The sequence below is a fragment of the Amycolatopsis roodepoortensis genome, from assembly GCF_014873915.1.
GTDB classification, from domain to species: domain Bacteria; phylum Actinomycetota; class Actinomycetes; order Mycobacteriales; family Pseudonocardiaceae; genus Amycolatopsis; species Amycolatopsis roodepoortensis.
Genome location: NZ_JADBEJ010000001.1, coordinates 750,015 through 768,854, shown reverse-complemented (window position 1 = coordinate 768,854; position 18,840 = coordinate 750,015). Strand labels below are relative to the sequence as shown.

Annotated in this window: 18 protein-coding genes; 10 read left to right on the top strand and 8 right to left on the bottom strand. The window is 70.6% G+C overall.

Annotation, left to right across the window (positions count from 1 at the left end; genetic code table 11):
- Positions 1 to 30: 30 nt before the first annotated feature.
- A complete protein-coding gene (locus H4W30_RS03730; RefSeq protein ID WP_192741496.1) occupies positions 31 to 657 on the top strand; it encodes a ClpP family protease in 627 nt (208 codons plus the stop codon).
- Complete coding sequence (locus tag H4W30_RS03725; protein WP_126734194.1) at positions 654 to 1,244, top strand: ClpP family protease; 591 nt, start codon at positions 654 to 656, stop codon at positions 1,242 to 1,244. The genes H4W30_RS03730 and H4W30_RS03725 overlap by 4 nt, the downstream gene beginning before the upstream one ends.
- 309 nt (positions 1,245 to 1,553) lie before the next feature.
- Here H4W30_RS03725 and H4W30_RS03720 read toward each other — a convergent pair whose 3' ends face one another.
- Positions 1,554 to 1,886 carry a helix-turn-helix domain-containing protein gene (locus tag H4W30_RS03720; protein WP_126734195.1) on the bottom strand — a complete coding sequence of 111 codons (333 nt, stop codon included), beginning with the start codon at positions 1,884 to 1,886 and terminating at the stop codon, positions 1,554 to 1,556.
- Between the two features lie 45 nt (positions 1,887 to 1,931).
- Positions 1,932 to 2,876 carry a GlxA family transcriptional regulator gene (locus H4W30_RS03715; RefSeq protein ID WP_192741495.1) on the bottom strand — a complete coding sequence of 315 codons (945 nt, stop codon included), beginning with the start codon at positions 2,874 to 2,876 and terminating at the stop codon, positions 1,932 to 1,934.
- 71 nt (positions 2,877 to 2,947) lie between these two features.
- Here H4W30_RS03715 and H4W30_RS03710 point away from each other — a divergent pair, with 71 nt between their 5' ends.
- Positions 2,948 to 3,283, top strand: a complete 336-nt coding sequence (locus H4W30_RS03710; protein ID WP_192741494.1) for a cupin domain-containing protein — start codon at positions 2,948 to 2,950, stop codon at positions 3,281 to 3,283.
- Here H4W30_RS03710 and H4W30_RS03705 read toward each other — a convergent pair.
- The 4 genes from H4W30_RS03705 to H4W30_RS03690 all read right to left on the bottom strand — a co-directional run bounded on the left by H4W30_RS03705 (position 3,268) and on the right by H4W30_RS03690 (position 5,026).
- Complete coding sequence (locus H4W30_RS03705) at positions 3,268 to 3,843, bottom strand: dienelactone hydrolase family protein (RefSeq protein WP_192741493.1); 576 nt, start codon at positions 3,841 to 3,843, stop codon at positions 3,268 to 3,270. The genes H4W30_RS03710 and H4W30_RS03705 overlap by 16 nt on opposite strands.
- Positions 3,840 to 4,499 (bottom strand): pentapeptide repeat-containing protein, encoded by a 660-nt coding sequence (locus H4W30_RS03700; protein WP_192741492.1) that lies wholly within the window; start codon positions 4,497 to 4,499, stop codon positions 3,840 to 3,842. Before H4W30_RS03700 ends, H4W30_RS03705 begins: the two co-directional genes overlap by 4 nt.
- 69 nt (positions 4,500 to 4,568) lie before the next feature.
- A complete protein-coding gene (locus H4W30_RS03695; RefSeq protein ID WP_034316186.1) occupies positions 4,569 to 4,745 on the bottom strand; it encodes a CsbD family protein in 177 nt (58 codons plus the stop codon).
- Positions 4,746 to 4,822: 77 nt separating this feature from the next.
- Positions 4,823 to 5,026 carry a hypothetical protein gene (locus tag H4W30_RS03690; protein WP_225948751.1) on the bottom strand — a complete coding sequence of 68 codons (204 nt, stop codon included), beginning with the start codon at positions 5,024 to 5,026 and terminating at the stop codon, positions 4,823 to 4,825.
- A 131-nt stretch (positions 5,027 to 5,157) separates the two neighbouring features.
- Between H4W30_RS03690 and H4W30_RS03685 the strand changes: the two genes are divergently transcribed.
- From H4W30_RS03685 to H4W30_RS44460, 3 genes are all read left to right on the top strand, one after another.
- The gene (locus H4W30_RS03685) at positions 5,158 to 5,685 is read left to right on the top strand and encodes an EF-hand domain-containing protein (protein ID WP_192741490.1); all 528 of its coding nucleotides are present in this window, start codon (positions 5,158 to 5,160) and stop codon (positions 5,683 to 5,685) included.
- A 78-nt stretch (positions 5,686 to 5,763) separates the two neighbouring features.
- Positions 5,764 to 8,280 (top strand): ATP-binding protein, encoded by a 2,517-nt coding sequence (locus H4W30_RS03680; RefSeq protein WP_225948750.1) that lies wholly within the window; start codon positions 5,764 to 5,766, stop codon positions 8,278 to 8,280.
- Entirely contained in the window at positions 8,277 to 8,861 is a 585-nt protein-coding gene (locus H4W30_RS44460) for a helix-turn-helix transcriptional regulator (protein ID WP_192741488.1), read from the top strand. Before H4W30_RS03680 ends, H4W30_RS44460 begins: the two co-directional genes overlap by 4 nt.
- A gap of 52 nt (positions 8,862 to 8,913) precedes the next feature.
- Here H4W30_RS44460 and H4W30_RS03670 read toward each other — a convergent pair whose 3' ends face one another.
- Positions 8,914 to 9,549, bottom strand: coding sequence for a helix-turn-helix transcriptional regulator (locus H4W30_RS03670; protein ID WP_125682074.1), 636 nt, complete (start codon positions 9,547 to 9,549; stop codon positions 8,914 to 8,916).
- Positions 9,550 to 9,631: 82 nt separating this feature from the next.
- On the bottom strand, positions 9,632 to 9,883 hold the full coding sequence (locus H4W30_RS03665) for a hypothetical protein (protein ID WP_126734204.1): 252 nt from the start codon (positions 9,881 to 9,883) through the stop codon (positions 9,632 to 9,634).
- 277 nt (positions 9,884 to 10,160) lie between these two features.
- Here H4W30_RS03665 and H4W30_RS03660 point away from each other — a divergent pair, with 277 nt between their 5' ends.
- Genes H4W30_RS03660 through H4W30_RS03645 form a run of 4 tightly spaced genes read left to right on the top strand, consistent with a single transcriptional unit; the run spans position 10,161 to position 18,570 of the window.
- Positions 10,161 to 12,224, top strand: coding sequence for a BTAD domain-containing putative transcriptional regulator (locus tag H4W30_RS03660; RefSeq protein WP_192741487.1), 2,064 nt, complete (start codon positions 10,161 to 10,163; stop codon positions 12,222 to 12,224).
- 60 nt (positions 12,225 to 12,284) lie between these two features.
- Positions 12,285 to 15,929: a BTAD domain-containing putative transcriptional regulator gene (locus H4W30_RS03655; RefSeq protein WP_192742412.1), complete on the top strand. Its 3,645-nt coding sequence runs from the start codon at positions 12,285 to 12,287 to the stop codon at positions 15,927 to 15,929.
- 20 nt (positions 15,930 to 15,949) lie between these two features.
- Entirely contained in the window at positions 15,950 to 17,209 is a 1,260-nt protein-coding gene (locus H4W30_RS03650) for an ABC transporter substrate-binding protein (protein ID WP_192741486.1), read from the top strand.
- 11 nt (positions 17,210 to 17,220) lie between these two features.
- Complete coding sequence (locus H4W30_RS03645) at positions 17,221 to 18,570, top strand: GH1 family beta-glucosidase (RefSeq protein WP_192741485.1); 1,350 nt, start codon at positions 17,221 to 17,223, stop codon at positions 18,568 to 18,570.
- The last annotated feature ends 270 nt before the right edge of the window (positions 18,571 to 18,840 follow it).

The following is an 18,840-nucleotide window of genomic DNA, read 5'->3' as shown; positions in this document are numbered from 1 at the left end:
ACGGCCGCGCCCCGGCGGCATGGTCGGGGCATGACCGACAACGAGAAGCGGCCACTCTTCGACCAACGGCTCCGGGAACAATTCTTCAGCCAGCGTGTGCTGGTCCTCGACGGCGCGCTCGACGACGACAACGGGACGGTCCTCACCACCCAGCTGCTGTCACTCGCGAGCGAGGACCCGCGCAAGGACATCGCGTTGTGGATCCACTCGCCGGGCGGATCGGTCCCGTCGATGCTGGCCATCCGCGACGTGATGCGGCTCGTGCCGTGCGACGTCGCCACCCTCGCGCTGGGGCTGGCGTGCAGTGCCGGGCAGTTCCTGCTTTCGGCGGGCACCCCGGGCAAACGCTTCGCACTGCCGCACGCCCGGATCCTCATGCACCAGGGTTCGTCGGGTATCGGCGGTTCGGCCGTCGAGGTGGAGGTGCAGGCGGACGACCTGCGCTACACGCGGGACACGGTGCTGGGTCTCATCGCCGACGACACCGGGCAGCCCATCGACCGGATCTTCGCCGATTCCCTCCACGATCGCTGGTTCACCACCGCGCAGGCGCGCGAATACGGCTTCATCGACCACATCGTCGAGCGCCTCGACCAGGTCGTCCCCGTCCGCACGCACAAACTCGGCCTCGGCACGGAAAGGGGTGCGGGCGCATGAGCTCTTACACCATCCCCAACGTCATCTCCCGCAGCCCCGCGGGCGAGCGGATCATGGACGTCTACTCGCATCTGCTGTCGGAGCGGATCATCTACCTCGGGACCGCGATCGACTCCGGCGTGGCGAACGCCCTGATCACCCAGCTGCTGTACCTGGAGGCGGACAACCCCGAGCAGGAGATCAACCTCTACATCAACACCGAGGGCGGCGACCCGTCGGCGATGCTCGCGTTGTACGACACCATGCGTTTCATCAAGGCGCCCGTGGCCACGACCTGTGTCGGCCAGGCCGTCGCGGCGGGCGCGATCCTGCTGGCCGCGGGCGAGGCGGGGCACCGGTTCGTGCTGCCGCACACCAGGGTGGTGCTGCACCAGCCCGCCGCGCAGGGCCGGGGCACCATCCCGGATCTCATCCTGCAGGCCGACGAGGTCGTGCGGGTGCGGACGCAGCTGGAGGAGATCCTGTCCGCGCACACCGGCCGCGCCGTGTCCGATCTCCGGCACGACACCGACCGGGACCGCGTGTTCGACGCGGCGGGCGCCGTCGCCTACGGGCTCGCGGACCGCGTTCTCGACGAGCGGGCTTAGGCGGCGTTTCATAAGCCAAGTCCGCGGTCTTGGCGGTGGTCACTGGCGGCACGAAGCCCATCGAACAGGCTTATTGACGGGTAAGGCGAAGGTGGCGTGGTCGGCACTTCCGCGGGGTACGTTCCGCTCGAAGCCGGCGCCCCGGTGCTCATGTCGCGAAAGCCACTTTCGGGACACCAGACGTCCCGAAAGTGGCTTTCGCGACACATCCGACAGCGCTGAAACCTCCGGCCACAATCCCCCATCGACGTTGCGAAAGAGGCTTTCGCGACACGCCGCCTTCGGCTTACCCCTCGATAGGAAACACGCTCAAGCGGCCATGAGCACGGGCCCTCGCGGGCGGCGGCCGACCGCGAGCCCCGTGCTGCCGCCCCGGCTGATCGTGCCCGCGATACCGAAGAGCAGATCCGCCAGGTCGAGCCCGAGCGCGCCGGTGACCGCGGCGATCATCTCGCTGGACGGCTCCTTGCGGCCGCGTTCGATCTCGGAGAGGTACTGCGGCGAGATCCCGGCGCGTTCGGCGACGTCGACGAGGCGGCCACCCTGTTCCTCCCTCGCGGCGCGCAGGCTCTTGCCCAGCACGTCACGCCACAGCGGCTCCGGTTCGGGACGCTTCTGGTGGAAAGGGAGGATGTCCGCCATACGCTCATCGTGACATTCCGCCGGGACGCGCGTGCTCCGTTCCGCTCAAGGCGAAACGGAGCCACGGAACGCGCGCCGGTACGCGCCCGGCGTCGTGCCGACCTGAGCACGGAAACGGCGGCGGAGGTTCACGGCCGACGTCAGGCCGACGCGGGTCGCGATCACCTCCACCGGTAAGCCGGTCTCCTCCAGCAGGGTGCGCGCCTCGGTCACGCGCCGCGTCAGCAACCAGGCGCCCGGCGTGGTGCCGAGCTGATCGGCGAAGCGCCGGGCGAGCGTGCGGGGCGAGACGTTGAGGTGCGCGGCCAGATCGCCCACCGACAACGGTGTCCCGAGGCGCTCACCCGCCCATTCGAGGAGACCGTCCAGCTCGTCGCCGGGCGGCGGGGCCGGGACGAACTGCGCCTGACCGCCGTCACGGTGCGGCGGCATCACCATGTGCCGGGCGACGAGGGCGGCGTGCGCGGCCCCGTGGTCGCGCCGGACCAGGTGCAGGCAGAGATCGATCCCCGCGCCCGCCCCGGCGCTGGTGGCGACGTCACCGTGGTCCACGTAGAGCACGTCCGGTTCGACGCGAATCCGGGGGAATTCCTCCTGCAGCTGGGAAGCACGCGCCCAATGCGTGGTCGCCGTCCTGCCGTCCAGCAGCCCGGTGCGGGCCAGTGCGAAGACACCCGTGCAGATCGTGACGAGCCGCGCTCCCCTGGCGTGCGCGCGCAGGAGCGCCCGGCGCACCGGGGCCGAGAGCGGCGCCTCCGCCGGCGACCAGCCGGGGATGAGCACCGTGTCGGCGTCCGCCAGCGCGGACAGGCCTTTGGTCACGGAGATCGCGTACCCCGCCGTGGTCGGCACCTGGCCGGGTTTCTCCGTGCAGACGTCGAATTCGTAGTACCGCGGCACTCCGGCGCGCTCCGTGCCGAAGACCTCGGCGGCGATCCCGAGCTCGAAGGTCGACTGCACCGGCCGCACCAGTGCCCTCACGCGATGCATGGCAGAAAAATACCCCATGGTGTCTTCCCTGACACTGTCCGGCCGCGAGGCGGCCACGGCACCATGAGGTCATGCACCCCGAAATCCTCGCCCAAGAGGGCTACACTTCCGTCCCTGTCAAGGAATCCCCCGTTCGCGAGCTGTTCCCCGGGATCCGGCTACGTCCACTGTGGACGGGAACGGACGGCGCGCACGCCAACGTACTGGAAATGGATCCCGGCACCTCGTGGCCGCATCGCGACGTCCACGAACCGGGCCCCGAAGAGGTGTTCGTCGTCTCCGGCACGTTCAACGACGGCGCGCGCGACTATCCGGCGGGGACCTTCCTGCACGCTCCGGCCGGTTCGTGGCACGTGCCGACGTCGGCGACCGGATGCACGCTCTTCGTCTTCTATCCCGAAGGCTGAGCCGCCAGGAACGCCAGAATCCGTTGCCAGGTCAGGGCCGCCGCGTCCTCGTCGTGGTCGGGCAGGCTGCTGTCGGTGTAGAAGTGGCCGGCTCCGGGGTAGGTGAACACTCGCGCGTCGGCGCCGGAGCAGGCCGCCGCGGCGAGCCAGCCGGGAAGCGCGGCCGGTGGCGCGAAGTCGTCCGGGTCGGCCGCGTGGAGCTGGATCGGCAGACCGTCGCGGACTTTCGCGGGCAGGTCGGCGATGGCGTGGAGCAAGAGCACGCCGGCGGTGGCCGGCCGGTGCGGGAGCAGCCCCGCGGCCACCACCGCGCCCATCGACATCCCGGCCAGCACGGTGTCCTCGGGCAGCTTCCGGGCGGCGTCGAGCGCACGTGCGGCGACGGTGGACCATCCGATCCGGTCCTTCAGCGCGAATCCGTCTTCGAGCGTGGTCGCGGTCTCGCCGCCGTAGAGGTCGGGAGTGGTGACCTCGTGCCCGGCGGCACGCAGGCGGTCCGCCGCGGCCAGCTCCGCCGGCCGTAACCCCAGGACCGAGTGGAAGAGGACGACGCTGGTCATCCGACGACCGACAATCCGCTTTCGGTCGCCAGGATCCCCGCGACCGAGACGGCCTGCTCGCCGGTGATCTTCGCGCCGCGAAGGGTCAGCAGACCGCGGACATCGGACAGGCGCGAACCACGGAGATCACAGTCCAGCGCGGAGACGGCCGCGAATTCCGTGCCGGTGAACTCACAGTCCACAAAGGTCAGCCGGGACAGGTCACCGGAGAACACCGTTTCCCGGAAAGAACATCCGGAGAAGACGGCCGGGCCCTTCGCGCGCTCGACCGTCACCGACGCGTAGTCGAACCGCGCGTTCTCGACGTACAGATCGGACGCGGAGGTGATCGCCACTCCGAGCCCGATCGCGCGGCAGCGAAGGATTTCCACCCGGCGGGCCGACAGCTCGCGGATCGCCGCGTTGGACAGGTCGACGCCTTCGAGGGACACGTCCGAGAGCGTCAGCCTGTCGAGCCGGGAGTTCGCCAGGATCACGTCCGAGACGAGTGAACGCACGATCTCGCCACCGCCGCGGGCTCCGCTCTGGTCTCCGCCGTCGAGGCGGACCGAGTCGAATTCGAAATCGCCCCGGAACACGGCGGGTTCGCTTTCGAGGTCGTCGCGCTCGACCGAAGGGCGCCGCACCTTGATGCCGTCGAAATCCCGGAAGTCCATGATCCGGACCGTACCCCAGGGGCTCGCGCGTGAAGGGTGCCTTCACGCGCGAGCCGCCCGCAGGGTCAGTCAGTCCCGGACGCCCTTCACGGCGTCCTTGATCTTCTCGCCTGCCTGCTTGACGTTGGCCTTGCCCTGCTCGGCCTTGCCTTCGGCCTGCCACTGCTCGTTGTCCGTGGCGTTACCGGCGGCTTCCTTCGCCTTGCCCTTGAGCTCGTCGATCTTGTTCTCGGCTTTGTCGTTCATCAGGGCCTCCCTTTCGTCGTCCGCTGCCTCCGGATACCCGTCGGCGGGCCGGGGAAACGACGTTTTCGCTGTGGCCCTCATCTCTCCCCGCCCGTGTGGCCGCACGGGTACACCGTCTTCGCGACGACTGTCTCGCAGGCCGGGCAGTTGTTCACCGGCCGCTCACGGCGGCCCCAGTACGCATGGGTCGCCCCGCAGAGCGCCGTGACCGGCTCGCCGAGGCCGGGGTCCGGGTTGCAGACAGGGCAGTAGGCGTGGGCCGCCCGTTCGATTTCGGCCATCATCCGCCACCTCCGGGTGTGGTCGTCCCCCTTCACGGTACGGCGCTCCCCGCACCGTCCCCCGATCGTGGATCGCCGTGGCCCTGAATGGCCGATGTGCCGTTACGCCACCGGTTCTATCGTTCGGACGCATGGCAAGCGACTTGCAGCGACGCAAGATTTCGGGCGTCTTCGCCGCGATGGACGTCGACGGCGACGGTTTTCTCCAGGAGCGGGACTTCCAGGCGCTGGCCGACCGCTGGGCGCGGCGGCGCGGCCAGGGTGACGAGCGGCGCCTGACCGGCATCATGCTGAGCTGGTGGACGACGCTGCTGGCGGCGTCGGATCTCGACCGGGACGACAAGGTCACCCTCGACGAGGTCCTGCTGGTGGTCGACAAGCTTCCCGACACGCCCGAGGCCGTGACCGCGACGGCCGACGCGATGTTCGAAGCGATCGACGAAAACGGCGACGGGCTGATCTCCGCGGCGGAGTACCGCCGGCTGATCGAGGTCTGGAACGGCCGCCCCACCGACACCGACGCCACCTTCCCGCTGCTGGACGCCGACGGTGACGGAATGCTGTCCCGGGACGAGTTCGCCGCGCTGTGGCTCGAGTTCTGGGCGGGCGACGACGCGCAGGCCCCGGGCACCCTGGTCTTCGGTCCGCTGGCCGCCTGACGGCTTTCGGGCGGACTCGGCGGCCATACGGGCCAGACCCCGGCCTCCACCGCGTCGCGGACGTCCCGGCCGCTCAGGATGTCAGGCGTGGACGAGGTGGCCGAACGGATCCTGGAGCGTGTCACCGGCGAGGGCGCGCCCTGCGTCTGGGTTACCGGGCCGGCGGGCGTCGGCCGGACCACCCTGCTCGCGCGGCTGTCCGAGCGGCTTTCCGCGTCGGGGCAAGGGGTTTCGACCGTACGCTTCATGCAGGACGGCGACCTCGCGCCCGGTGGCGATCCGTGGCCTCCCGTCACCGGTGACGGGCGCGTGCTGCTGCTCGACGACACCCAGTGGATGCGAAACGACGACCTCGCCGTCCTGGCGGCGTGGCTCCGCCGCTCGTCGGGCAAGCTGGTCTGCGCCACGCGGACCCCGGTCCGTGACGCGGCCGAGAGGCTTGCCGTCGTGCGGCGGTTGCGCGCCGAAGGCCTGGTGGAACCGGTGCGGCTGCCGCCGTTGACGGCGGCGGAGATCACGCGGCCGGTCGTCGAGGCACTGGGCGCCGTTCCGAGCGACCTGCTCCGGGACCGGCTGCACGAACTCAGCCGGGGAGTGCCCGCCGCGTTGCGCCAGGCGCTGGACCTGCTGCGCGCACAGGGCGCGATCCGGATCGTCGACCGGCGCGCCTATCTCGTGCCCGGCACGCTGGTGCCGCTGCGATCCATGCAGCTGGCCCCCGGGCGGCTCGCCGTCGCGAAGGCCGCCGCGATGCTGCATCCGCTCGGTGCGGCGATGCCGTCGCTGATCAGCGAGGTCCTCGCGCAGGATCCCGCGGAAACGCTCGCGATACTGGAAACCCTGCGAGCGGACGGGATTCTGCACCGCGGCCGGGGCTGGCGGTTCACCGTGCCGGTGGTGGCGTACGCGCTGATCGCCGAACTCGGGCCCTTCGAACGCCGGCGTATCTCCGCGGCCGCCGTCACCGCGTTGTGGAACGGGACCGCGCACACGTCCGCCCCGTACTACCTTCCCGACCGGATCGCCGAGGCAGGCAAGCTGATCGACCCGCGCCGCGCCCTCGCCGAACTGCTCGACAACGCGGCCTTCCTGCCCGACGACCAGACCACCCGCGGCGCGCGATGGCTGCGTGCCGCGGTCGAGCTGACCGAGGACCGGCCGCAGCGGGCGAGGGTGACCCTGCTCCACACCATGTGGTGTCACCTGAACGGCGACCACGAACAGAGTCTCGCGGGGACGCGGCGGCTGCTGGAGGAATTCCCCGACCGGCTGTCTGCCGACGCCGCGCAGGAAGCCCAGTCGATCGCCGTCTGCGCGCTGCACAACTCGGGCAACACGGCCGAACTGGCGAGGATCGCCGCGAACCCGCCGGACTGGTCGGTGGCCTCGAGCGCGATCGCGCTGAGCCTGCTGGACCGCTGGGCGGAAGCGGCCGAACTGCTGGCGGAGAACGACTCCTGGCGGACCGGATCGACGGTTTCCGCGATGCTGGGCGAACTCTTCGGCAGTCTGGCCGAGCTCTGGGCCGGCCGCTCGGCGAGGTTCGGCGCGAACCTGACCGAACGCGAACGGTGGCCGCTGAGGACGGCGCGGCGGCACCGGAACGACCAGATCACCTCGTACGTCACCGCGTTGCTGGTGCTGGGCGAACGAGCACGCGCGGAGAAACTGCTCGCCGACGAAGACTTCCCCGAAACCGGGCTGCGCGACAGCGAACGTTCGATGCTCGCGGTCATGCGGGGCAGGCCCGCCCGCGCGATCGACTTCGCCCACCGCAGCGTGGCCGACCGTTCGCGGCGCGGGTACGACACCGGCTCGGCCGCGATGCGCCTGTCGGCCGTCTCGGTCCTGCTGTCACAGGGACGGTTCACCGCGGCACGGGAGCTGCTGACCGCCGCCCGCGCCACGACACCGATGCTGGCGCATCTGCTCGACATCGCCGAAGCCCGGGTCGACATGGCCCTCGGCGAGACCGACCGCGCCGCCAAACGCCTGCACGCGGCCACCTGCGGACTCGCCGTCGGCACGGACATCGCCTGGGCCGATCTCGCCGAACTCGCGTTGCGGAAGAACGACCGCGCCGCGGCCAGGAAGGCGCTCGACGCGCTGGAGGAACTCGCTTCCGCGATGCCGACCGGGCGGGTGCTGCTGCATCGCCACCTGGTCCGCGCCTGCCTCGGACAGGAGCCGGACGGCGAGTGCCTGTGGCTGGCCAGGGAGCGCGACCAGCCGTTCGAGCTCGCCATCGCGGCCGAACGCCTGGTACGGCACCACGCGACGGATCCCAAGGTGCTCGTCGAGGTCTACGAGACGCTCGGTTCGCTCGACGCGCTGCTGTACCGCGCACGGCTGCGGAATCTCATGCGGGACAACGGGATCACTCCGCCCGGTGACCAGGAGGAGACGGCCACCGAGAACGAGCACCTGCTGGCGCTGCTGGCGGGCGAAGGGCTGACGAACGAGCAGCTGGCGAAGACCCTGCAGACCAGCCGCAAGAGTGTGGACGGACGGCTGAGCCTGCTCTTCAGCCGGACCGGTTACCGCTCCCGGATCGAACTGGCCACGGCCCTGTTGAACGGCCGATACGCCTCGTGAAGGCGCCGGATGTCCGGGTCGCCGTCTGCGCGGCGGACCCCGTGACCAGCGCGGGCCTCGTCGGCATCCTTTCGCAGGACACGACGATCGCGGTGGTCGCCGGCCAGGACGCCGACGTGCTGGTGGCCGCCGAGGACCCGGCCGGGCAGGACCTCCCGGTGCTCCGTCGGGCGGTGAGCGAACTGGGCGCCCTGCCCGGGATCCTCATCGCCGGACCGCTCCCGCCGTCCGGCCACCGCTGGGCCGCGGACGCCGGCGTGCGCTGCGTCCTACCGCATCGGGCGGCCCGGCCGGACCGGCTGATCGCCGAGGTCATGGCCGCGCGATCGGCACCGACGGCCTCCGCCGACCGGCTGGCCGCCGGATACGGCGCCCTGACCGAGGGCCCGGCGCTGTTCCACCCACGCGAGATCAACGTGCTTCGGCTGATCGCCGAGGGCAAGGACACCGCGGAGATCGGCGCGGTGATGGGCTACTCCCAGCGCACCATCAAGAACATCCTGCACCACGCGCAGCGGCGGCTGGCCCTGCGGAACCGCGCCGAAGCGGTGGCCGAGGCCATCCGGGCCGGCTTGATCTGAGAGTTGCGCCTTCAATCACGCGAGTTGCGCCCTCGATCACGCGAGTTACGCCTCAGATCACCCCGGCCCGCACCGCGTACGCGACGGCGTGCGGCCGGTTCTTCAGCTTCAGCCGTCCGGTGATGCCCTGGATGATGTGCTTCACGCTGCGTTCCGAGTAGCTGAGCTCACCGGCGATCTCGACGGTGTCCTTGCCCTCGGCCATCAGCCGCAGCACGTCGATCTCCCGGGTGGTGAGCCCGGCGGTGTTGACGCCCATCGGGTCGAGCACCTCGCGCTGCAGCCGCTCGACGTGCTTGAGCAGTTCACCGAGCAGGCTCGGCGGGAGCACTCCGCCGCCGGTGGCCGCCGCGCGGACGGCGTGTGCCAGCCGTTCACCGGTCGTGGCCGAGCGCGGCAGGACCGCCACCACCCGGCATTCGATGGCGGGTACGAGTTCCGCCTCGCTGATCTGGCTCACCACGAGTACCACCGGCTTGCCGTCCTCGGCGGCGAGCCGCCGCAGCCAGAGCACGATCTCCGGCGTCAGGCATTCGGCGGCGAACACCAGGACGTCGGTCTCGGCGCGCTGATCCCAGTCCCGGATGTCGATCCCCTGCTGTGTGCCCAGCTGGCTGGCCAGGCCCGCGGTGGTGATCGGGTCGGGCGCGTGCACCGCCACGGTGATCTGTCGGGTTTCCGTGTCCACTTCGTCCCCTCCGCTTGTCCGCGGCCCCAGTCGGATGGGACACAGTCTGCGAAGGAGCTCTTCACGAAGTCTCCACGAGTTCTCAACGAGGCGTGAAGGACTTCGTGGCCTGCTGAAACGCCTCGACGTACTTGGGCAGCTCGTCCAGGATCTCGCGGAGCCTGCCCTCGGGCCCGGTGTAGTCCGGGTCGGCCAGGAGGGCGTAGCCGAAAGCCAGCGTCCGCCGAAGCTCGGCGATACGCGCTTCGGCCTCATCGGCGTCGAGCACCAGCCTGCCGTTCCTGGCGAGGCTGAGCAGGACATCACCGGCGAAGTGTTCAAGATCCTGGCTCACTGTCACAGCATGCACAGGCTCGCATGCCTTCGACCAGCGCCGCAGGCCTTTCTGCCCCCGCGAACGCCCGGCTTTGCCCGGTCGCCCCTCGCCTGAACGGGGCCTGAAACCCACATGAACGGACATCCGAAAGTCCACGAAACGGCTTGTTCCAGGCTCGGCCGTCGAAACCCACACGGTGAGTGCCCGATTGATTGCGAAACCCACATCGCCGCCACTAGACTTTCCGCTGAGCAGGACACTCTTTTTCGGCAGTCGGACGCACAGGCGGCAGGTCATGGACGAGGTTTCCTCGCTGACGGTGCGCCTGCTGGGCGGTTCCCCCGCGCGCCACGGCGAAGGCGAGATCGCGCTGGGCCCCGCCCAGCGTCAGGCGGTGTTCGCCACGCTCGCCCTGCGTGCCGGCCAGTTCGTCTCCCGCAAGGAGATCATCGACGCCGTCTGGGGCGAGCGTCCCCCGGACAGCGCCACCGGCATCGTGTACACCTACGTCTCCGCGCTGCGCCGCGCCCTGAAACCGGCGGGCGGGCCGCTCGTCGCCAGCCGCGCCGGCTACAGCCTCGACCTGCCGAGGCAGCAGGTCGACGTCCACGTCTTCGAAGCCGAGCTGGAGCGGGCCCGCGCGCACCGGCTCGCCGGCTCGCACGAGCGGGAGCTGGAGTCGCTTCACTCCGCGCTCGGGCAATGGCGGGGTTCCGCGCTCGACGGGATCCCAGGACCGTTCGCCGAGACCCAGCGCGCCCGGCTGAACGAGCTGCGGATGAGCGCGCTCGAACGCCAGGCCGAGGTCGCGCTGCACCTCGGCGCCTACCGCGACCTCGTGGGCGAGCTCGCCGTGCTGGTCGAGCACCATCCGTTGCGTGAGGGCCTGCACCGGATGCTGATCACCGCGTTGTTCCGGTCCGGCAGGCAGGCCGAGGCGCTGGCCGCGTTCGACCGCGCCCGCGAGACCATCATCGAACAGTCCGGCCTCGAACCCGGGCCGGAGCTGCTCGCGCTGCGGCAGCGGGTCCTGAACGACGATCCGGCGCTGCACCACCAGGACCGGCCGGAACGGCATCGGCAGGCCCACGCCGTGCCCGAACGGCCGTCCGCGTTCGTCGGCCGGGAGTTCGAACTCCGCCGGGTGCGCCGTCATCTGGCCGCGCTCATGGACGAAGGCCGCGGCGGGACCATCTGGCTGGACGGCGAGGCGGGCGGCGGCAAGAGCGCGTTCCTGGCGGAGGCCCTCGCCCCGGCACGGAGCCGCACGCGCTGGGTCGAGGCCGACGAGCTGACCAGCGCGGTCCCGCTGAGCCTCATCGCCGACAGCCTCGGCGGCGAAGCACTCGACGATCTCGGCAGAACGGTCACCGAACTGTGCGCGGGCGGACCGTGGGTGCTCGTCTTCGAAGACCTGCACTGGGCCGACGAGGAAAGCCTGCTCGCCTGGCAGCGGCTGCACGGGTTCACCGCGCACCTGCCGCTGCTGCTGGTCGGCTCGGCTCGCCCGCTCCCCCGGCGCCGCACCCTCGAAGTCCTCCGCTCGCGGCTCGAGGGGGACGTCATCTCGCTGCCGCCGTTCGACGGCCCGGCCGTCGCCGCGCTCGCCGAGGAGACCCTCGCCAGGGACCCGGGCGGGGAATTCCTCGGGTTCGCCGCCGAGTACAGCGCCGGAAACGCCGGCTACCTGTGCGAGCTGTTCGCCGAGTTCGCCGACGGGCGCGAGCCCGACGTCACGCCGCACAGCAGGCTCGCCACCGTGGTCGAAGATCATCTCGCCGCGCTTTCCGTGCCGTGCAAGCGAACGCTGAGCTCGGCGGCCCTGCTCGGCGCGTCGTTCACGGTCGCCGATCTGACCGGTGTCACCGGCCGCGAACTGCGGGCGCTCATCGGAGCGGTCGAAGAGGCGCTCGCCGCGCACGTGCTGGAAACCGAGGGTGAACGGCTGCGGTTCCGGGTCCCGCTGGTGCGGGACGTGTTCGCCGCGCACACCCCGCCCGCCATCCGCGCCGTGCTGCACCAGGAGATCGCCGCCACCATGGCGGGTTCCGGCGCGCCCGCGGACCGCGTCGCCGAGCAGTTGCTCCAGGTCGGCGACGAGCTGACGGCCCGCTGGATCCCGCAGTGGCTGCTCGCCAACGTCCGCGCGCTGTCCACCGGGCCGGCGGTCGAACTGCTCCACTTGCTTTCCCACCAACGAAATCTGACCGAGGAACAGCACCGGAGCCTGGCGGGTGAGCTCGCCGCGCTCCTTTTGCCCGAAACGGGCGCCACGCCCTCCGGGTCCGCGCAGCCCTGGTGCGCGCCGCTGCACGCACTCGCCCGGGTGCGCAACCGAACCGGACCGAGGACGTCCTAAACTGCGGGGACACAGTAGTGATCCGGCCACTTTCGGTGCATGACGAGAAATGGAGCCGGCGTGACGAACGGGCTGCGCGTCGAGCTGCTCGGGCCGCCTCGTGCCTGGCTCGACGACGTCGAGCTGAAGCTCGGGCCCGCCCGGCAGCGCGCGGTCTTCGCCACCCTGGCGGCGCGGCGCGGCCAGGCGATCTCCCTCGGCGAACTGATCTCCGGCGTCTGGGGCGAGTCGGCGCCCGCCAGCGCCACCGGCAGCGTCCACACCTACGTATCTGGTCTGCGCGGCGCGATCCGCAAGGCCGGCGGTGACGCGCACGACGTCCTGAGCTCGTCAGGGTCGAGTTACGTACTGCGGCTGGACCGGGAAGCGCTCGACGTCAGCCGGTTCGAGCAGGACGCCGCGGCCGCTCGACGGCTGCTCGCCCAGACCGATCAGCGGGGCGCGGCCGCCAGGCTCACCACCGCGCTCGGTCTCTGGCGCGGCGAGGCCTACTCCGGCGTGCCGGGCCCGTTCGCCGAAGCGGAACGCGTCCGGCTGACCGAACTCCAGCTCACCGCCACCGAACTGCGCGCCACGGCGCTGCTCGGCATCGGTGACCACCGCGAAGTGGTGGCCGAGCTGACCGCGCTGGTGCAGCGGCACCCGCTCCGCGAGTCGTTGCACGAGACGCTCATGCGCGCCCTGCACGCCAGCGGGCGGCCGATCGAAGCGCTCAGCGCCTATCGCGAGGCCAGGCGGATACTGCGGGACGAGCTCGGCGTCGAACCCGGTGCGCCGTTGCGTGATCTGCACCAGCGCATCCTCGACGGCAGCGAAAAACCTGTCACCCGACCGAAACCGGCTCCCGTCCGCGTCGTCCCGCCGCCGGTCGCCAAGGCGATCGAACGCGGCGGCCAGGGCAGGCTGCCCGGCCGCGCCCGGCAGGTCGAGCGGCTGGACGGCTTCGTCACCGACGTGCTCGCCGGCCGCGGCCGCCCGGTCTGGCTCGAAGGCGAACCGGGGATCGGGAAATCCGAACTGCTGATCGCCGGGCTGTCGGGCGCCGCGGCGCGGGGCTGCCAGCTCGCCTGGACCGCGGCCGACGAGCTGCGGCAACGGTTCCCGCTGCAGGTCATCATGGAATGCCTCGGGGTGCACCACGGCGCGGCGGATCCGGCCAAGGCCAAGCTGGCCGGCGAGCTGCACGCCGAACCCGCGCACGGGAACTGGGGCCCCACCGACCCGATCCTGTCCACTGTGGACAAATTGCTGGCCCTGGTCGACGAGACCTGCGCGGCGGGCCCGCTGGTGCTGGTGATCGACGACCTCCACTGGGCCGACGAGGCGAGTGTGCTGCTGTGGCAACGGCTTGCCGCCGCCACCCGCCAGCTGCCGCTCCTGCTGGTCGCCGCCACCCGCACCGGGCACGGCCGCCGCGATCTCGCCCAGCTCCGCCGCGGGGTCGAGGCGAGGGACGGCGAGATCATGCCGGTCGAGGTGCTGACCGACGACGACGTCACCGCCGTGTTCGAGGTGGTCCTCGGGGCCAGGCTCGGGGCGAGTCTCCGCCCGCTGGTCCGGCGCGCGGCCGGAAATCCGCTCTACGCCAGGGAAATCGCGCAAGACCTGGTCCGCACCGGCTCGTTGCGGATAAAGGACGGCGTCGCCGAGGTGACGCTGGACGGCACCGAGAACGCGCCGCGGTCGCTGCTGGCGGCGGTGGCGAGGACGCTGGAATGCCTCGACCCCGCCACGACCGAGATCCTGCGGACCGCCTCGCTGCTGGGCGCGGAATTCGCCGTCGAGGACCTGGCCGCGCTGGCGGACAAGGGTCCGCTGGAGGTCCTGCGGGAGCTGGAGCCCGCCACCACCGCGGGCGTCATCGAGTACGCCGGAGACAAGCTCGCCTTCCATCACCCGTTCCAGCGGCAGACGCTCTACGGCGCCATCGCCGAACCGGTCCGCGCCGCGTTGCACCGGCGTGCCGCCGAATCGCTCGCCCGGGCGGGCGCGCCGATCAAACGGGTCGCCGAGCAGCTGGCGGCCGGGCCGGTGCCGTTCGACCCATGGCTGGCGGGCTGGCTCACCGCCAACCACGTCGCGGTGTCCAACCGGGCCCCGCATATCGCGGCCGACCTGCTCCGCGGCGCGCTCGACAGCACGGTGCCCACCGGCGAGCAGCGGGAGACGTTGATCGCGGCGCTGGTGCGCGTGCTGTTCCGGCTCGAACTGGCTCCGGAGGCGGAGGCCGAGCAGGCGGTGAAGATCGTCACCGACAAGGCGGATCTGGCGCAGATGCGGCATTTCCTCGCCGCGCTGCGGTACCGCCGGGGCGACACGCCGGGCGCGATCGAGGCGCTCGGCGACACCGCGGACGACCCGTCGATGCCGGAACTGTGGCGCACCAGCACCCGGACGCTGCTCGCCAACTTCCGGCGCGGCACGCTCGCCGACCTCGACGAGACCGAACGGATCGCGCGGGCCCTGTACGCCGAGGCGAGTGAGCGCTACCCGGCCGCGCACGCGCAGCAGACGTTGTGGCTCGTGCATTCGATCCGCCGCGAGCACGACCTGGCGCTGACCGCGATCGACGCGGCACTGGAGACCACCGGCGACGAGGCAGACCTGGCGACGCTGCGGTTCGACCTGCTCGACAACCGCCTGTTCACCCTGCAGAACCTCGACCGGCTCGCCGAAGCCGACGCCACGCTGCACGCCGGGTACGAGACGGCCGCGCGGCACGGCCTGCCGACCGGTCCGCAGGTCTCGGCGGCCGTGCACTACTACTGGACCGGGCGCTGGGACGAGGCGCTGGCCGAATTGGACTCGGTCACCGAAGACGGCCCGGCGATCACCTTCTACGGTGTCCGCGAGCCGGGCGCCGCCGCCCTGCTGCTGCACGGGGTCGCCGCCCTCATCGCGGGCCATCGCGACGAACGCGTCGCCGTCCGCGCCCATCTGGAAGCGGCCGAGGCGCACTCGCCGTCGAACTCGTCCGAACGCGAGAGCTGCGACTTCTACCTGGCGGCACAGGCGATGGCCGCCGAGCAGCGCGGCGAACTCGACGACGCGCTGCGGCTGTTCGCGCCGGTGCTGCGTCCCGACTACGCCCGGATGATGTTGCGCCACCAATGGCTTCCCGACGTCGTCCGCGTCGCGCTCGCCGCCGGGAACGACGCCGTCACTCAGGAAGCGCTCGCCGTCTGCACCGAGGAAGCGAGCCAAGAGACCATTCCCGCCAGGGCGAGCGCGGCCGCTCTCCGGTGCCGGTCGCTGATCGACGGCGATCCCGAAGGCATGCTGGCCGCGGCCGATCACTACCGCGAGGTCCACCGCCCCATCGAACTCGCGGCCGCGCTGGAGGACGCCGCCGAACTGCTCGGCCGCGCCGGGTACCTCGAAGCGGCGACGCGTTCGCTCACCGAAGCGTGTGAGGTGCTCGGCGAGGTCGGAGCCACCTGGAGCATCCGCCGGGCGGAAAGCAGGCTACGGCGCTACGGCGTGCTGAGCCGTGCCGAGCGGAGTCCCCGGCACAGCGGGGCACTGTCGCCGCTGGAACTGCGGGTCGCGCGGCTGGTGGCGGCGAAGCTGTCGAACCCGGAGATCGCCGCCGAGCTGAGCCTGCCGCGGCGGACGGTGCAGTCGCTGGTGTCCAGGGTCCTGACCAAACTGCACGCCGATTCCCGGCTGACCGTCGGCGACCAGCTGCCGAGACGACTCGCGTGACCGCACGACCGAGGAGAACCATGACCCGCGTACTGGCCGGATTGACGGCCCTCGTGCTGCTGCTGAGCGGCTGTTCGAGCGCGCCGGAAGCCGGCGGCCCGATCAAGCTCACCGTCGCCACCTTCGGCGAGTTCGGGTACGAGAAGCTCTTCGACGAGTACGAGAAGTCCCATCCGGGGATCACCGTCGAGGGCCGGGTCGCCGACTTCGAAACGCATCACCGCCAGCTCGCCACCGGCCTCGGCGCCGGACGCGGCAGCGCGGACGTGGTGGCGATCGAGGAGCAGTATCTCCCCAAGTTCCGCCAGTCGACGGACAAGTTCAGCGACCTGTCCGAGTTCGGCGCGCAGGGTCTCCGCGAGCAGTGGCCTGCCTGGAAATGGGACCAGGGCACCGCCGAAAACGGGAGGTTCGTGATGGGCCTCGGCACCGACATGGGCAGCCTCGCCCTCTGCTACCGGCGCGACCTGTTCGCGAACGCCGGCCTGCCCACCGACCGCGACCAGGTGGCCGCGCTGTGGCCGACCTGGGAGAAGTTCGCCGAAACCGGCGAGCGGTTCAGTGCCAAGGCACCGGACGACGTCAAGTTCGCCGACTCGGCGGGCACCGTCTACACGGCGATGCTCAACCAGGCGCAGGAGAACTACTTCGCCAAGGACGAGCGGTTCATCGCCGACACGAACCCCAACGTGCGCAAGGCCTTCGAATTGGCGGGCGGGATGGCGCTGAAGAAGGAGACGGCCGCCGTCACCACCTTCACCCAGCCGTGGACGGTGGCGATCAAGCAGAGCCGGTTCGCCGCCATCACCTGTCCCGCGTGGATGCTCACCCAGATCGAAGAGGCGGGCGGGCCGGAGCTCGCGGGCAAATGGGACGTCACCTCGGTTCCGGGCAAGGCGGGGAACTGGGGCGGCTCGTTCCTGACCGTCCCGAAGCAGGGCGCACACCGCAAGGAGGCTTACGACCTCGCCGTCTGGCTCACCGCGCCCGAACAGCAGAAGCGGATCTTCCTGGAAAGCGGGCTCCTGCCGAGCGCGCTGGGCGCGTACCAGGACACCGCCGTGCTTTCCCACACCAGTCAGTACTTCAGCGGCGCGCCGATCGGCAAGATCTTCGCGGCCTCCGCCGAGGCCTTGCGGCCGAACTACCGCGGGCTGCGCGACGGCGAGGTGCGCCCGGTGTACGGGCACGCGCTCGGCCGCGTCGAAGAGGGGAAGCAATCGCTCGACGAGGCATGGAACCAGGCAGCGACCGAGGGCCGCGCCGCGGCCGCCAACTGAGTGGGGACGGCGTGACACGCAGGTTTCCGGCCGGGTTCCGCTGGGGCACGGCCACGGCGGCGTACCAGATCGAGGGGTCGACGACGGCGGACGGCCGTGGACCGTCCATTTGGGACACATTCACCGCGCGGCCGGGTGTGGCCACCGGTGACCCGGCGTGCGACCACTACCGGCGCTACCGCGAGGACATCGGGCTGCTGAACGGGCTCGGCGTGCCGTATTACCGGTTCTCCGTCGCGTGGTCGCGGATCATGCCGGACGGCCGCACGGTCGAACCACGCGGCCTCACCTTCTACGATCGCCTTGTCGACACGGTGCTGGAGCACGGGATCACCCCGATGGTGACGCTCTACCACTGGGATCTTCCGGAAGCCCTGCAGGCGGAAGGCGGCTGGCCGGACCGCGACCTCGCGAGCCTTTTCGCCGACTACGCCCTGACAGTCCACAATGTACTCGGAGACCGGGTGCGACAGTGGACCACGATCAACGAACCGTTTTGCGCCGCCTTCATCGGTTACGGCAACGGCGATCACGCACCGGGTATCAAGGACGAAGGCGCGGCCTTGGTCGCGGGGCACAACCTCCTGCTCGCGCACGGTAAGGCCGCGCAGGCGTTGCGGTCTGCCGGCGGCGAGCAAGAGGTGTCCATCGTGCTCAATTTCGCCCCGGTGCTGACCGATGTGGACGATGTCGCCCACCGCGAGGCCGCGCGCAAATTCGACTTCCTGCACAACAGATTCTTCCTCGACCCCTTGTTGGGCCGCGGCTACCCGCCCGAACTGCTGGCGGATCTGGCGCATCTCGGCACGCTGGAACCGGCGATCGCCGACGGCGACCTGGAGATCATCGCGCAGCCGCTGGACGTCCTCGGCGTCAACTACTACGCGCCCGCCCGCGCGGTCCCGCTCGAAGACCCCGAGGCCGACAGCAATTGTCCGCTGCCCGGTCTGCGCGGAATGGACGTCCAGCCGCCCCGCGGCGATCTGACCTCGCTCGGCTGGGAACAGCGGCCCTCGTCGTTCACCGATCTGTTGCTGTGGCTGCACGAACACTGTCCTGGCCTGCCGCTCGTGATCGCCGAGAACGGTGCCGCGTTCGAGGACGAGGTCGTCGACGGGCGGGTCCACGACGAAAAACGCGTCCGGTACTTCGCCGAGCACCTCGCTGCCGTGCACGACGCGATCGAACGCGGTGCCGACGTCCGCGGCTACATGGCCTGGTCGCTGCTGGACAACTTCGAGTGGGCGATGGGATACACGCAGCGGTTCGGCCTCGTGCACGTGGATTTCGAAACGCAGGAGCGGGTACTCAAGGACAGTGCGCGGTTTTACGCGGATGTGGTGGCGCGCAACGGTCTTTGACGGCTCAGCTTTGTTGCCGGAATTCGGCGATGGAAGTTCGCATGCGCGACTTCGACACGATCCTGCACGGACATATAGGCGTCGAATCTGACACACGTCACCGAAAAACGACGACGCGCCGACAAGGAAACCCTCGGCGGCCAGTCGCATGCCCAACCTCGAAACACAGGAACAAACACCCCTCCAGACACGCACGTACACAACAACCCAGACCTACGACCACACCACAACCAAATTCACACACGCCACCGAAAACGACGAGGCACGACC

Excerpts from the sequence above, each read along its gene's own strand:
- H4W30_RS03685 (WP_192741490.1), top strand. The coding sequence starts at position 5,158 with ATGGCAAGCGACTTGCAGCGACGCAAGATTTCGGGCGTCTTCGCCGCG.
- H4W30_RS03705 (WP_192741493.1), bottom strand. The coding sequence starts at position 3,843 with ATGACCAGCGTCGTCCTCTTCCACTCGGTCCTGGGGTTACGGCCGGCG.
- H4W30_RS03715 (WP_192741495.1), bottom strand. The coding sequence starts at position 2,876 with ATGCATCGCGTGAGGGCACTGGTGCGGCCGGTGCAGTCGACCTTCGAG.
- H4W30_RS03695 (WP_034316186.1), bottom strand. The coding sequence starts at position 4,745 with ATGAACGACAAAGCCGAGAACAAGATCGACGAGCTCAAGGGCAAGGCG.
- H4W30_RS03650 (WP_192741486.1), top strand. The coding sequence starts at position 15,950 with ATGACCCGCGTACTGGCCGGATTGACGGCCCTCGTGCTGCTGCTGAGC.
- H4W30_RS03680 (WP_225948750.1), top strand. The coding sequence starts at position 5,764 with ATGTCAGGCGTGGACGAGGTGGCCGAACGGATCCTGGAGCGTGTCACC.
- H4W30_RS03730 (WP_192741496.1), top strand. The coding sequence starts at position 31 with ATGACCGACAACGAGAAGCGGCCACTCTTCGACCAACGGCTCCGGGAA.
- H4W30_RS03660 (WP_192741487.1), top strand. The coding sequence starts at position 10,161 with ATGGACGAGGTTTCCTCGCTGACGGTGCGCCTGCTGGGCGGTTCCCCC.
- H4W30_RS03725 (WP_126734194.1), top strand. The coding sequence starts at position 654 with ATGAGCTCTTACACCATCCCCAACGTCATCTCCCGCAGCCCCGCGGGC.
- H4W30_RS03720 (WP_126734195.1), bottom strand. The coding sequence starts at position 1,886 with ATGGCGGACATCCTCCCTTTCCACCAGAAGCGTCCCGAACCGGAGCCG.
- H4W30_RS03700 (WP_192741492.1), bottom strand. The coding sequence starts at position 4,499 with ATGGACTTCCGGGATTTCGACGGCATCAAGGTGCGGCGCCCTTCGGTC.
- H4W30_RS03690 (WP_225948751.1), bottom strand. The coding sequence starts at position 5,026 with ATGGCCGAAATCGAACGGGCGGCCCACGCCTACTGCCCTGTCTGCAAC.
- H4W30_RS03710 (WP_192741494.1), top strand. The coding sequence starts at position 2,948 with ATGCACCCCGAAATCCTCGCCCAAGAGGGCTACACTTCCGTCCCTGTC.